Consider the following 14,063-nt stretch of genomic DNA (forward strand, 5'->3'; position numbering starts at 1 on the left):
GCCCAAACCCCCATCTGAAAACCTCCCGCCGGAGCCTCCTGCTGAAGCTAAAGCCAGTGAGCGCCCTCAGCAGAAAGCGCCCGGCACCGCTAGCGCGATCGTCGGCATTCGTCGGCCCACGCCCGTTCAGCAGCAAGCCCCAGTTGGCGAAGCCAAGACGGCTGAAACTCCGCCGGCTGCCAAGCCCTCGCCATCTCGACCTGAGCGAGTCTCCCCCGAAAAAGGATCTGCCAGCGGTGGTGCTCAGCTCATAGGCCCGCCGCGGCGGCAAGTTAGCCCTCCTGTCCGCTCGTCTGAGGCCACCCAAAAGCCGGAGACTGTTTCTCAGCCGGCAACCCCTCCCACTCCCTCTGAGTCTGCCGCGGCCAAAGCCAGCGGCTCGGAGCCCAGTCCTGTGGCCAAGCGCCCAATCGTACTCTCGCCCCCTCAACGAGCTACCTCCGGGACAAAACCGCCGGCAGAGCGGCCTGAACCGCCGCAAAAAGCTCCCGAGCTCAGTCGCCCCAGCCCTTCAGAAGCACCATCCCCCAGCCGCGCCCGTGCCCCTCAGCCTGCGGAAGAAAAAGCTCCTTCTCCTCCACCTGCGCAGCGCCCCCGTCCACAACTGGTGAGCGCACCCGTTCGCCCTGGCACGCGCTCCCCGGCAACCAAAGAAGACAGTGTCAGCAGCAGCAAAGTCGGTGAAGCTCCTCGTCCGCAGCGGCGGATGGAATTGGTGGGGCCCCCTACCCGTCCTGTGGCCAAGCCGGCTCCCCCTGACCCAGATGCTGCCTCTCCCTTGCCAGAAAGAATCCCTGGGGAACGTCCCAGCCCAGTGTTGGCGGAGGCTCCCGTAAGACCTACCCCACCCAAGGTCAAGCGCAAAACGGAAGAAGAAGAGGACGACGAGCTACAAGCTCTCAGTCGGCGGGCTGCCCGCGTCCAAGCCAAACGCAAACGCAGTCGGAGACGGGGGGAAGGAGATGGAGATGGTTTGGATTTGGATCCCATGACCATCATTTCAGCGGTCAAGCAGGCTGAGCTGAACGCCCTCAAGCCCTTGGCTCGCCCCACCGCCAAGCCTCCTTCCTATCGCCCACCCGCGGCAACGGCTGCTCCCCCTGCCCGCCCCCGCCCTGCTGCTCGTTCGCAGCAGCAACCCACCTCCGCTGAGGCTGGTGCTGCCGATCGCGCTAGCGGGACAGAGCCCTTGCCCGAAGAGAAGGTGTTGCTCTTGGATGGCAGCCTCACCGTTCAGGAATTGGCCCATCGCCTGCGCGTGGCCGAAACTGAGATCATCAAAACCCTCTTTTTCAAAGGGGTGATAGTGACCATCAACCAGGTCTTGGATGAGTCGCTGGCCGAGTCGGTGGCCAAAGAGTTGGGCTATGAGATTCGCCGACCCGAGGTAGAACCCGAGGCTAAAAAAACCGAAATGCTGGACGTGGAGGACATCGACCATCTGGTCTCGCGTCCGCCGGTGGTGACCATCATGGGCCATGTGGATCACGGCAAAACCACCCTCCTCGATGCCATCCGCGACACCAAGGTGGCCCAGGGAGAGGCTGGCGGGATCACCCAGCGCATCGGTGCCTACCATGTGGATGTGGACTTTGAAGGCCAGAAGCGGCGCATTGTTTTCCTGGATACTCCCGGCCACCAGGCTTTTACCGCCATGCGTGCCCGAGGAGCCCGCGTTACCGACATCGCGGTTCTGGTGGTGGCCGCCGACGATGGGGTACAACCGCAAACTCTGGAAGCCATTAGCCATGCGCGGGCGGCTCAGGTGCCGATCATCGTGGCCATTAACAAGATCGACAAGCCCGGCAGCCAGCCAGAGCGCATCAAGCAGCAGTTGGCGGAGCACGGCCTATTGCCAGAGGAGTGGGGTGGCGACACGCCCATGGTGGAGGTGAGCGCTCTCACCCGCCGTAACCTGGATGCTCTGCTGGAGATGATCCTATTGGTGGCCGATGTGGCGGAGCTGCAGGCCAATCCCAACCGTCCCGCCCGTGGCACGGTGATCGAGGCCCACTTGGACAAAGCCCGCGGGCCAGTGGCCACTTTGTTGGTGCAAAACGGCACCCTGCGGGTGGGGGATACCCTGGTGGCCGGGGCCGTTCTGGGTCGGGTCAAGGCGATGATGGACGACCGCGGCCAGCGGTTGCAGGAAGCTGGGCCGTCTTCGGCGGTACAACTGCTGGGCTTGGATGAAGTCCCGGCAGCCGGGGATGAGTTTCAGGTTTACACCGACGAAAAAGAGGCCCGTCGCATTGCCCAAGAGCGGGCGGAGGTGCTGCGGCAAACCCGTCTACAACAGGCGCTGCTGTCTCGTCGCGTGAGCTTGGGTAGCGTTTCCGCCAAAGCCCAAGAAGGCCAGCTCAAGGAGTTGAACTTGATCATCAAGACGGATGTCCAGGGATCCGCCGAAGCCATTCAGACAGCGTTGCGGGACTTGCCCCAAGAGGAAGTCCAGTTGCGGGTTCTGCTGGCGGCCCCTGGCGAGATCACGGAAACCGATGTGGATTTGGCTGCGGCCAGCGACGCCATCATCCTCGGTTTCAACACCACCCTGGCCCCCGGCGCCCGCCAGGCTGCCGATGACAAGGGCGTGGACGTGCGGGAGTACGACATCATCTACAACCTGCTGGACGATCTGCGGGCGGCCATGGAGGGCCTGCTGGAGCCGGAAGAAGTAGAGGAGCCGCTGGGTCAGGCGGAGGTGCGCATGGTGATCCCCATCGGGCGCGGTGCGGTTGCCGGCAGCTATGTGCTCTCGGGCAAGGTGCAGCGCAATGCTCTGGTGCGAGTTCGCCGCAGAGGGGAGGTAGTTTACGAGGGACGTCTAGACTCCCTGAAGCGCTTCAAGGACGATGTGCGGGAAGTGGCTGCGGGCTTCGAGTGTGGGATCGGCATCGACAAGTTCCAATCCTGGCAGGAAGGCGACATCATCGAGGTGTACCAGATGGTCACCAAGCGGCGGACGCTGGCCTCTGTCTAGCTTCATCAAGGCACTTCAGGTTGGCCTGCCGGTCAGGCCTGTGTTCTCGGGCAGAGGATCCCAGACAGGGAGGGAAAATTTGAGCTGATCGCGTAAGCGGGACGGAGTCCTCAGAGGGGGGAATGGATGCAACAAAGCCAGAGACTGAGCCAGATGCTGTTTGTAACGCTGCGGGAGGATCCCGTTGAGGCCGAGCTGCCCAGCCACAAATTGCTGCTGCGGGGCTGCTTTATCCGGCGGCTCTCCCCAGGGATCTACACCTATCTGCCGCTCCTCTGGCGGGTGCTGCAAAAGATCTCGGAGATTGTCCGGGAGGAGATGAACGCCATCGGCGCTCAGGAGTGTCTTTTGCCCCAGCTGCAGCCGGCAGAGATCTGGCGGGAGTCGGGCCGCTGGGAGGTGTACACCCAGGCGGAAGGGATCATGTTTGCCCTTAAGGATCGCCAGGGACGTGAGCAGGCCCTAGGCCCCACCCATGAGGAGGTGATCACCTTGCTGGCCCGGGATCTCATCCGCTCCTATCGCCAGTTGCCGCAGACGCTCTACCAGATCCAGACCAAGTTCCGGGATGAGATTCGACCCCGCTTTGGCCTGATGCGAGGGCGGGAGTTCATCATGAAAGACGCCTATTCCTTCCACGCCAACGAGGAAAGCCTGCGCCAGACCTACCAAGATATGTACCGAGCCTATAGCCGCATCCTCAGGCGCTGTGGGCTGGAGTTTCGCGTGGTGGATGCTGATGCCGGGGCGATCGGGGGGCCATCGGCGGCCTCGCAGGAGTTTATGGTGCTGGCCTCTGCCGGAGAAGATGAGATTCTCTACACGCCCGATGGCTCCTATGCTGCCAATGTGGAGAAGGCCGTCTCCATCCCGCCGCCAGCGGCAGAGTCTCCCTACACCGCCTTCCAGGTTCTGGATACGCCGGGAACCGAAACCATCGAGAAGCTGGCCGCTTTCCTAAAAATCTCCTCTACCCTGATCGTTAAAAACGTCCTCTACCAAGCCCTTTACGACAACGGCCTGCGGGTGGCAGTGCTGCTCAGCATCCGCGGGGATCAAGAAGTCAACGAGGTCAAACTGGCCAACCACCTCAGCCGCTTGGCAGAGCGCTACCAAGCCAACAAGCTGCTCAAGCTCGCCTTGGCCGATGCCGAGATCCAAAACAGTTGGCAGGGGGATCCCATCCCGGTGGGCTACATCGCTCCTGATTTGCCGGATAGCTGTCTGGGCCGGCAAAAAAACCTTGCCCCCCAGATCCTGCGCTTGGCCGACCAGACGGCAGCTCTGCTGCAGAACTTTGTGACCGGCAGCAACCACGTGGGGCGACACGTGGTGGGGGCCAACTGGGGCGAGCAATATCCCCTGCCGGAAGTGGTGGATGTGCGCAAAGCGCAAGCGGGGGATCGGTGTTTGCTCAACCCCGACCAGATTCTGGAAACGGCCCGTGGCATCGAGATCGGCCATATCTTTCAGCTAGGCCTCAAGTTCTCGCTGCCAATGCGGGCCACCTTTACCGACGAACAGGGATCCGAGCAGCCCCTCTGGATGGGCTGTTATGGCATTGGGGTATCCCGCTTGGCCCAGGCGGCGGTGGAACAGTCCCACGATGCCAACGGGATCATCTGGCCCGTGGCCATTGCCCCCTATCACGTAGTGGTGGTGGTGCCCAACATCTCCGACGCCGAGCAGATGAGCGTGGCGGAAAAACTGGTGCAAGATCTCGCTGCTGCCGGCATCGAGACCCTCTGGGATGACCGGGACGAGCGGGCCGGGGTGAAATTCAAAGATGCGGATCTGATCGGGATCCCCTATCGCCTCACCACGGGGCGCAGCCTCAAACAAGGCAAGGTGGAACTCAGCGAGCGGGCCAGCGGCCAAGCCACGGAAATTCCCATTGAAGAAGTGGTGACCACCCTGAAAGAGCGGATTGAAGCAGCCCTAGCTGTGCCAGACTGAGCGTGGTTTCTCCTGAACTCCATGCTGAACATCTCCATTCTTAAAGAAGACGAATCCTATACTTTTCCCTCTTATTTTGAGATGCCCTACGAGCCGGATGAAATCTTGGCTCAGTTTGGCTATCGACTGGAAATTGGGGAGTGGACATGGCCTGTTGCCCCTGCTCCACCTCAAACCCCAGTTCTGAAAGATCGGATCCGACAATTGTTACCTTTGGTTAGCCTCACCAGCGAAACAGCGCGGCGGGAATTGCTGGTGGCTCCTGTGCTGACCGAAGTGGCTCTCCATTGTCGAGTTCCTTTGCGGCTGGAGTATCCCCTGATGGTCAACAATTGGTTGAAGGGCAGCCTCGATTATCTGTTGCGAGGGAAGAACATCCTGCTGGTGGTTGAAGCCAAAAAGGACGATCTAACGCGGGCCTTTGTGCAAATGGCTGTAGAAATGATTGCCCTGGCGCAGGTGGAGCAGCAGGCTCAGATCTACGGTGCAGTGACGATGGGGTCTATCTGGCAGTTCGGACAAATTCTTGCCCATCAGCAGATGATCAAACAAGACTTAACGCTGTATCGAGTACCTGAGGAGCTGGAAACCATTGCCGGCATTCTCACTGCCATGGTCAGCAACCCCAGCCCATCGTGAATTTAGTGACCATAAGTCATGAATCAAAAAACAGTCTGGTTTGCCCTGAAGTTGATGCTGGCTGCCGCCGGAATCAGCATAGCCATCAAGTATGGTGGCCCTTACTTGGCCTTGCCGGAGCAAATACCGGTGGTGATCGGGATGATCGTTTTGCCCACCCTGATCGTGGCCGGGCTCCTGTGGCGCTGGCAACTACAGTCTCCTCTCTCAAAAACTCCCCTGCCAGCCGACAAGGGATCCCTGGCAATGGAAAACGATAAGGCCCTCACCCCCAGCCCCTCTCCCGGAGAAGAGAGGGAAGTCTGAACTGCTGGACATGGAAGGCTGCCCAGATCCCTTGATGGGTGGGGGGAAGGCTATCGGGATGGATTGGGATCCCTTGAACCCCTACTGCTGGGTAAGGCGCAGGGTTACCGTTGGGCTGGTTTGGTTGCCGGAAGTGGCCGTGAGATTCACCTGATACACCGTGCCAGAGGCCGGAATGGGAGGCCGAACGGTGATGGTGAAACGGCCCTGGGCATCTGCCTGCACAGTTTGGTTGGTCACGGTCTGTTGGGCGCTGATGATGCCGCCCAGAGAAGTAGAAGCCGTTACATTCACCCGCACCGAAGCATTGGGAGCTGTAGTGCCCTGCAGCGTAAACGAAGAGCCGGAAACCCGATCCCCATCCCGCAGGTTGGTGATCTGAGGCAAGAGTGGGCCGGGGGCGCTGACCGTGGCGGAAACCTCTTGGGTGGTCAGCCGCTGGATGCCCCCGGTGGCCCCTTCGATCAGGCGGGCCGGTTGTTCGGCGGTCATGAAGCGCACTTGGCCGCCATTTTCCAAGCGGGCGACGACGATCCCCTCACGGGTGGTATCTTTCGCCTCGATTAGGGCGTTCACTACATAGGTGCCGCTGGAAACTTCCTGAGCCGGCAAGGTTTGCACTTGCCGTCCATCCTGGATGAGGTAAACCGTTACCCGGCTGGAAGGGGTACCTTTGACGGTAACCAGCAGGATTTCCCCGGCTGCCAAGGGGCGACTGCCGGCATTGTGATCCACTAAGTCGATGGAAGCGCGGACAGGGCTGCCCACAGTGAAGCTCCAGGTCACGCGGCGGGTCACCCCCTGGGTATTGGTGAACTCCAGCAAGACTTCCCGACGCCCCGGCGGCAGAGGTTGGGCAGGGCGATAGGTGAAGAAATCGCGGGTGATCACCGACTGGGACGTGACATCTTGACCATCCACAAAAACCCTCACCGTTTCCGGGCGCACGCTGACGCCATCTTGGCTGCGGAAAGAAGCCGAGATTGGGGAGGTAGGTTCAACATTGGTGGCCGCTTGAGCTGGGCTGGGATCCGTAATTTGCTGAGCCCTTGCAGGCAAGCTCGACAACCCCACAACCGCAGCGCCAATCACCAAGGCCCGGGGAAACCAGGAATACAAGTTATCGCTCATGAGACCATCCGCAAGAAAAAATATAGAGTACAGGCGGACCGCACAGGCAAACAGAGTCCAGGAGAATATCGGCCTCGATATCCTGTTCGCATCCTGTCACAGGGGATGGCCCCTGTCGATACGCCTAAACCTCTGATTGGCTCCCCAATAGAGTCAATTCCAACGTCAAAACCGGGCAAAGTCAACTGCCATCTGCCGTGCCGGATCCCACGTCCATCCTGGCAAAGGCCAGAAGATGACTGTAGGTGAGGATGTAAGGGATCCCTTTGAAGGATTTGACTTAACTTGTGTTCGATGGGTAATCGATGGGTATCAGCTCATCTCAATTCACAAAAATAGCCCCTGTCGCTTGCAGATCGAGGCAGTGGTCGCCGGAGACATCGTTGACCAGGCGCACTTCTACAGTGATCACGTTGAAAGAATCCACGCTCACCTGGTAGCCCACAGGAGCCAACATCGGCGTGTTGATGGCCATGCAGTTGGGGATCAGCAGGTTGCTCAGGCGCAACGTTTCGCCGGCAGGCAGTTCCGAGACCTTCTGACGGGGATCGGTAAAGCCGTATTCCAAAGGCAGACCTGTGCGATTGCGGATCACCAGCTCGGCAGGTAGGTTGGGGTTAAAGCGGGCTACCGGGCGATCGAAGACCGATTGATCGACACCCACAGGCAGGCGCGGCAACGGCACTGTCTGAAAAGTAGGCTGAGCGGCAACCCAGAGGGATCCCTGCAACAACCCTCCGCCAACCCAGCCGCCCAGCAGAGTCGCCAACGTCAAAACCATTCTTTTGCTCCGTTCTGCATAGCTCATGGCTTTCGCCTCAGGATGTGCTTCCAGACTGGTGGGAGTTGGATCCCTTGCCTGCTTGTATTGTTCCCAAAAACGGCTGGCCGGGCCAGATGGCTGCTGTTTTTTCCAGGGTATGCCCCAACCAGCTAAGATCCCGTGGGGGGGAAGTTAAGTTAGAGTTGGCAATGCAAAGGGAGGCATGGCCATGCCAGCAGAACCGAAAAAGTCGGAGAAAAACTTCTCGTGGAAGGGCAGTGCCGACGCGGGCCGGGCGCTGACGATTTTGGCTGCCGTGGGAGCCGCGGTGATTTTACTGGCGGGGTTCCTACAGTAGGCAAACAGTAGGCAAAGCTGTTTGTGTCTGCAGCCGGCACAAGCACCTCAGCACGGCGGCGGAAGCCAAAGTTTCTTCTTCAAGGCGATTTCAAGGCGATGGTGGCAGCCTGCTCGACTTCCAACTTGCCTTCAAGGATCATCCCCGCCATGGTTGAAGATGTCCTCAAGGCAAAGGTGTTGTCTGCGGGGCAGGAAGCCGCCCTCGACTGCGTTCTCCGCCATGGCTGCCCTACAGAAAGAAGCAGATCCGGATGCTTTGGAAGTCCTGCTGATTGGTTGATGCGAGGTTCGCTACGCCTGTCCGGGTCACGCCGCTGGGCAGCAGGCTCAACAGGGAAAAAAGCCCAGCAGAGAAGGGATCCCTGCTGAGCCCCTTGAAAGCGCCGAGGAAGGGGTAAAGTGCCCTCAGCCCAGCAGCCGGCGGGCAGTGTTGACCACGTTTTCCACCGTGAAGCCGAACTTCTCCATGCACACCGGGCCGGGGGCAGAGGCGCCAAAGCGGTCGATGCCAATGGCCACCCCCTCAAACCCCAGGTACTTGTGCCAGCCGAAGGTGGAACCTGCCTCGACGGAGACGCGCTTGGTGACGTTGGGGGGCAGAACGGAATCGCGGTAGCTCTGGGGCTGGGCCTCAAACAGCTCCATGCAGGGCATAGAGACCACCCGCACCGCCCGGCCTTCCTGCTTCAGTTGGGCGGCAGCTTTCACTGCCAGCTCCAGTTCAGAGCCGGTGGCGATCAAGATCAGCTCTGGGTTGGGGGCATCCACCACCACATAGGCCCCTTTGGCTACGCCTTCAACAGAGGTGCCCTCCACCGGGTTGACGGCTTGCCGGGTAAACACCAGCACAGAAGGGGTGGTCTTGGCTTCTAGGGCCACCTGGTAGGATCCCACCGTTTCGCGGGCATCTGCCGGGCGCAGCACATAGAGATTGGGAATGGCCCGCAGGGAGGCCAAAGTTTCCACCGGCTGGTGAGTGGGGCCATCTTCCCCCAAGGCGACGGAGTCGTGGGTCATGACGTGCAGCACCCGCACCTGCGAGAGGGCGGACAGGCGGATGGCAGGCCGCATGTAGTCGGTGAAGATCAAAAAGGTGGCGTCGTAAGGGATGAGACCTCCATGAAGCGCCATGCCGTTGGCAATGGCTCCCATGCCGTGTTCCCGCACCCCAAAGCGGAAGTTGCGCCCCTCGTAAGATCCAGCCTGAAACTCTGGGATCCCCTTTAGATAAGTCATGTTGGAGTGGGCGAGATCTGCGGATCCCCCCAGCAGTTCCGGCACCGCTTTGGCCAAGGCATTCAGACAAAACTTGGAGAGGTTGCGGGTGGATTCTCTGCCGGTTTCGGCAATGGGGGCCAGCGCTTCTTTCCAGCCCACCGGCAGCTCCCCGGCCATGATGCGCTTGAACTCGGCGGCCTCTTCGGGGTAAGCCTTCTCGTAGGCGGCGAAGCGCTCGTTCCACTCTGCTTCGGCTTTGGCCCCTTTTTCGATGGCCTGGCGGAAGTGGGCCAGCACCTCGTCGGGAATGTAAAACTCCGGCTCCAGAGGCCAACCCAGGTTTTGTTTGGTGAGCTTCACCTCTTCCGGCCCCAGGGGTGCCCCATGGACGCTCTCGCTGCCGGCCTTGTTGGGGGATCCGTAGCCAATGGTGGTCTCGACAATAATCAAGGACGGCTTGTTGGTGACTTCCTTGGCTCTCTGGATGGCCTCGGCGATCCCTTTCAAGTCGTGGTTGCCATCCTCTACTTTTTGCACATGCCAGCCGTAGGCTTCATAGCGTTTGCCCACATCTTCCGTAAAGGCGATTTCTGTGCTGCCGTCGATGGAGATGTGGTTGCTGTCGTAGAGCATGATCAGCTTGCCCAGTTGCAGGTGGCCGGCCAAAGAAGCTGCTTCGGAAGCCACCCCCTCCATGTTGCAGCCATCCCCCAAGATCACGTAGGTGTAGTGATCCACAATGGTGTGGCCGGGCTTGTTGAAGCGGGCGGCCAGATGGGCCTCGGCAATCGCCAGCCCAACCGCGTTACCCACCCCTTGCCCCAGCGGGCCGGTGGTCACCTCCACCCCCGGAGTTTCAAAGTTTTCCGGGTGGCCGGGGGTTTTGGATCCCCACTGGCGGAACTGCTTAATGTCCTCCAGGCTTACATCGAAGCCGGTTAGGTGCAGCAGCGCGTACTGCAGCATGCAGCCATGCCCCGCCGAGAGCACAAAGCGATCCCGATCCACCCACTTGGGGTTGCGGGGGTTGAACTTCATGAACTGCTGCCACAACACATAGGCCATGGGTGCTGCTCCCATCGGCAAGCCAGGGTGGCCGGAGTTGGCCTTCTGAACAGCATCCACCGCCAAAAAGCGAATCGTGTTGATGGCAAGTTGTTCCAGAGAGGGAGGAGCAGCAACAACCATGTGGGATCCCTATCGCTCGACATTTGCTTTCCAGTATGCCGCGTTTTGGGTCGTGCTTCCGAGGCGGCAGGGATCAATTGGGCCGGGAAATTGGCTTTGTCCAAATTCAAGGGGGCCAAATGGCAGGCTAAGCTGAGTGATACCGTCGCTGCTGTTTTGTGTTGGAGCACTTCTTTGACCGTTGTTTCTTCTTCTCCTGGCGGCAAACCCTCCTGGCTGCGGGCCAAGGCCCCTCAACGGGTGGGATCCGTCAAACAACTGCTGCGGGACTTGGGCCTGAACACGGTTTGCGAAGAGGCTTCCTGTCCCAACCTGGGGGAGTGTTTTGCCAACGGCACCGCCACCTTTTTGATCATGGGCCCGGCCTGTACCCGCGCCTGCCCCTACTGCGATATCGACTTCACCAAACGCCCTCTGCCCCTGGATGCCACTGAACCCCTGCGGGTGGCAGAAGCAGTGGAACGCTTGGGATTGCGCCATGCGGTGATTACGTCGGTGAATCGGGACGACCTGCCCGATGGGGGAGCCAGCCAGTTTGTGGCCTGCATTGCGGAAATCCGCCGCCGCATGCCCCAGACCACCATCGAAGTCCTGATCCCAGACCTATGTGGTAACTGGCAGGCGCTGCAGCAGATCTTGGCCGCCCGACCGACGGTGCTCAACCACAATACCGAAACGGTGCCCCGCCTCTATCGCCGTGTACGCCCGCAGGGGAATTACGAGCGCTCCCTCAAGCTGTTGGAGTTGGCACGGCAATGGGGTCCCGGCCTGTACACCAAGTCGGGGGTGATGTTGGGCCTGGGAGAAACTGCCGAGGAGATCTTGCAGGTGATGCGGGATCTGCGCCGGGTGGGTTGTGACATCCTCACGCTCGGCCAATACCTGGCGCCCAGCCCCAAACACCTGCCGGTGGAGCGCTACGTTCCCCCCGAAGAGTTCGACCATTGGCGACGGGTGGGAGAGGAACTGGGCTTTTTGCAGGTGGTGTCTTCGCCCCTAACCCGCAGTTCCTACCATGCCGAGGCTGTGCAAGAGTTGATGCAGCGCTTTCCCAGGAGGAGCTCCTGAGCGCTGGGGCCTCGCCGGCTGCCCGACCTTGTGGGTTGCGCGAGAGAAGAACCCTACTCTGAGATTGGCTCAAGGCCGGGTTTCAGGGCGGCTACAACGTCAGGGATCCCACATTTTGTTCTAACAACTGGGCCAGATCTTGCAGGAAGGCCGCTGCATGGGCGCCGTAGATGACACGGTGATCGCAGGTGAGGTTCACCTGCATTTGGGAACGGATGGCAATCGCTTTTTCCGGTGTCGCTACTACCGTGGGGCGAGAAGCGCCGATGGCCAAAATAGCCCCTTGGCCAGGCGGCAAAATGGCGTCGAAGCGATCCACCCCAAACATGCCCAGGTTGGAGAGGGTGAAGGTGCCGCTGTTGTACTCCTCTGGCTGCAGTTGCTTACGCCGCGCCCGCTCCACCAGATCCTTCCAGCGGCGGGAGATCTCATACAGATCCAGCCGGTTGGCTTGCTTTAGGACAGGGGTGATCAGCCCGCCATCCTCCATGGCCACGGCCACGGCGATGTTGATATCCGATTTGTAATGGATGCCGTTTTCTGTGTAGCTGGCATTCAAAAGGGGATGCTTCTCCAGGGTCAGGGCCACCGCTTTGACCAAAAGGGCCGTCAGGGTCACCCCCTTAGGCTTTACCTGTTGGTACAGCTGATCCAAGTTGTCGGTGGTGATGGTGTAGCCCACGTGGAACACCGGCACGCCAAGGCTGGCGTTCATGTTGCGCACCACCGCCGCTTGTAAAGTGCTGAGGGGAACCGTTTCTCCCAAGGGGACAGCCACAGGAGTTGGGGACGTAGGGGCTGGGGCAGAGGGGGCAGCCACTGCAGGAGCGGAAAGGGCCGCAGCTCGCTCCACGTCTTCAGCGACGATGCGACCGTTGGGGCCAGAGCCGCGCACGGTGCGCAGATCGATCCCCAGGCTCTCCGCCAGTTTTTTCGCCCGTGGAGAAGCCACGATCCGCTGGGATCCCGATCCATTTTGGGGGGCAGGGGTGGGAGCAGGAGCAGGGCTGGCTGATGGAGCTGCGGGAGGGGGTGCCACAGGGGCAGCTCCGGCAGAGAGGGCCTTGGCTTTTTCCTGGGCCTGGGCCACTTCCGCTTCGCTTTCGGCAATCAGGGCAATGGGGGCGCCCACCGGGGCTGATTCCCCTGCCGGCACCAGGATACTGGCCAGGATGCCGCTGTGGAAGGACTCCACGTCCATGTCCGCTTTGTCGGACTCCACCACCAGGATGTTTTCTCCCTTCTCCACGCGGTCGCCGGGGTTCTTAAGCCAGGTGACGATCTTGCCCGTTTCCATGGTGGAGCTGAGGGCCGGCATGGAGAGTTCGTGGATCATCGGTGGGGATGGGAACACAGCAGAAGAGATTGTAACTCAGGAGACGGGATCCCCGCGCACGTCCCTGGGCCGGCTTTGGGCTCACCGGGCGCCAGCCGCTTCTGCTTCGGCCACCACCAGCAGGGTTTTCAACAGGGAATCGGGGTTGAGGCTGATGGAATCGATCCCTGCCTGCACCAGGAAGCGGGCGAAGTCGGGGTAGTCGCTGGGGGCCTGCCCGCAGATGCCGATCTTGCGGCCATGGCTTTTCACCGTCTGGATCACCTGGGCAATCATCCGCCTGACGGCCTCGTGGCGCTCGTCAAAAAGATGGGCCACCAGGGCTGAGTCGCGGTCTAACCCCAGGGTGAGCTGGGTGAGGTCGTTGGAGCCGATGGAGAAGCCGTCGAAGATCTGGCAAAACGCGTCGGCCAGGATGACGTTGCTGGGCAATTCACACATCACGTACACCTGCAGGCCGTTTTCTCCCCGCACCAGGCCATGGCGGGCCATCTCCTCCAGCACCTTGTGCCCCTCTTCCGGCGTGCGGCAGAAGGGGATCATCAAGATCACGTTGGTCAGGCCCATCTCATCCCGCACCCGTTTCATGGCCCGACACTCCAAGGCAAAGCCCTCACGGTAGCGGGGATCCGTGTAGCGGGAGGCCCCCCGCCAGCCAATCATGGGGTTTTCCTCGTGGGGTTCGTAGCGGGATCCCCCCAGCAGGTGGGCATATTCGTTGCTTTTGAAATCCGACAGCCGCACGATCACCGGCTTGGGATAGAAGGCGGCGGCGATGGTGCTCACCCCTTGGGCCAGCTTATCCACAAAGTATTCAGGCTTATCGGGATATTGGGCGGTCAGCTCCGCCAGGCGAGGCTCCTCCTTCACCGCCTGCTCATAGTTGAGCAAAGCCAGCGGGTGGACTTGAATGTGGTTGGCGATGATGAACTCCAGCCGCGCCAGCCCGACCCCATCGCAAGGGATCCCGCTGAGGCCGAAGGCTTTTTCGGGGTTGCCCACATTCATCATCAGTTGGGTGCGGGGACGGGGCAGCTTCTCCAGGGGGATCTCGCTCACTTCATAGGGCAGCAAGCCGGGATAAACCCGCCCTTCTTCTCCCTCGGCGCAGGAAATGG

11 protein-coding genes are annotated in these 14,063 nt (G+C 60.6%); 6 read left to right on the forward strand and 5 right to left on the reverse strand.

Annotated features, from left to right (window positions below; all coding sequences use genetic code 11):
- Positions 1-97: 97 nt before the first annotated feature.
- The 4 genes from infB (at position 98) to NW856_RS03830 (ending at position 5,881) form a co-directional block, all read left to right on the forward strand.
- Positions 98-2,980: a translation initiation factor IF-2 gene (gene infB, locus NW856_RS03815; protein WP_414399192.1), complete on the forward strand. Its 2,883-nt coding sequence runs from the start codon at positions 98-100 to the stop codon at positions 2,978-2,980.
- Between the two features lie 126 nt (positions 2,981-3,106).
- On the forward strand, positions 3,107-4,936 hold the full coding sequence (locus tag NW856_RS03820) for a proline--tRNA ligase (RefSeq protein WP_414399176.1): 1,830 nt from the start codon (positions 3,107-3,109) through the stop codon (positions 4,934-4,936).
- Positions 4,937-4,957: 21 nt separating this feature from the next.
- The gene (locus NW856_RS03825) at positions 4,958-5,575 is read left to right on the forward strand and encodes a hypothetical protein (RefSeq protein ID WP_414399178.1); all 618 of its coding nucleotides are present in this window, start codon (positions 4,958-4,960) and stop codon (positions 5,573-5,575) included.
- 18 nt (positions 5,576-5,593) lie between these two features.
- On the forward strand, positions 5,594-5,881 hold the full coding sequence (locus tag NW856_RS03830) for a hypothetical protein (RefSeq protein WP_414399180.1): 288 nt from the start codon (positions 5,594-5,596) through the stop codon (positions 5,879-5,881).
- Between the two features lie 81 nt (positions 5,882-5,962).
- Here the strand turns inward: NW856_RS03830 and NW856_RS03835 are convergent, their stop codons facing one another.
- Both NW856_RS03835 and NW856_RS03840 read right to left on the reverse strand, forming a co-directional pair.
- Positions 5,963-7,012, reverse strand: coding sequence for a hypothetical protein (locus tag NW856_RS03835; protein WP_414399182.1), 1,050 nt, complete (start codon positions 7,010-7,012; stop codon positions 5,963-5,965).
- 322 nt (positions 7,013-7,334) lie between these two features.
- Positions 7,335-7,820, reverse strand: coding sequence for a hypothetical protein (locus NW856_RS03840; protein ID WP_414351942.1), 486 nt, complete (start codon positions 7,818-7,820; stop codon positions 7,335-7,337).
- 184 nt (positions 7,821-8,004) lie between these two features.
- On the opposite strand from NW856_RS03840, the gene NW856_RS03845 reads away from it, so the two are divergent.
- Positions 8,005-8,133 (forward strand): hypothetical protein, encoded by a 129-nt coding sequence (locus NW856_RS03845; protein WP_011432750.1) that lies wholly within the window; start codon positions 8,005-8,007, stop codon positions 8,131-8,133.
- Positions 8,134-8,540: 407 nt separating this feature from the next.
- On the opposite strand, the gene tkt is transcribed toward NW856_RS03845, so the two are convergent.
- Positions 8,541-10,541 carry a transketolase gene (gene tkt / locus NW856_RS03850; RefSeq protein WP_414399184.1) on the reverse strand — a complete coding sequence of 667 codons (2,001 nt, stop codon included), beginning with the start codon at positions 10,539-10,541 and terminating at the stop codon, positions 8,541-8,543.
- 174 nt (positions 10,542-10,715) lie between these two features.
- Here tkt and lipA point away from each other — a divergent pair, with 174 nt between their 5' ends.
- Positions 10,716-11,609 (forward strand): lipoyl synthase, encoded by an 894-nt coding sequence (gene lipA, locus NW856_RS03855; protein WP_414399185.1) that lies wholly within the window; start codon positions 10,716-10,718, stop codon positions 11,607-11,609.
- A gap of 91 nt (positions 11,610-11,700) precedes the next feature.
- Here the strand turns inward: lipA and NW856_RS03860 are convergent, their stop codons facing one another.
- Together NW856_RS03860 and NW856_RS03865 are read right to left on the reverse strand one after the other, a co-directional pair.
- Positions 11,701-12,945: a dihydrolipoamide acetyltransferase family protein gene (locus NW856_RS03860; RefSeq protein ID WP_414399187.1), complete on the reverse strand. Its 1,245-nt coding sequence runs from the start codon at positions 12,943-12,945 to the stop codon at positions 11,701-11,703.
- Between the two features lie 81 nt (positions 12,946-13,026).
- Positions 13,027-14,063: putative PEP-binding protein (locus NW856_RS03865; protein WP_414399190.1), on the reverse strand; the 1,037-nt coding region annotated here is incomplete at its 5' end.

The sequence above is a fragment of the Synechococcus sp. R3-13 genome (assembly GCF_047462195.1).
Classification (GTDB): domain Bacteria; phylum Cyanobacteriota; class Cyanobacteriia; order Thermostichales; family Thermostichaceae; genus Thermostichus.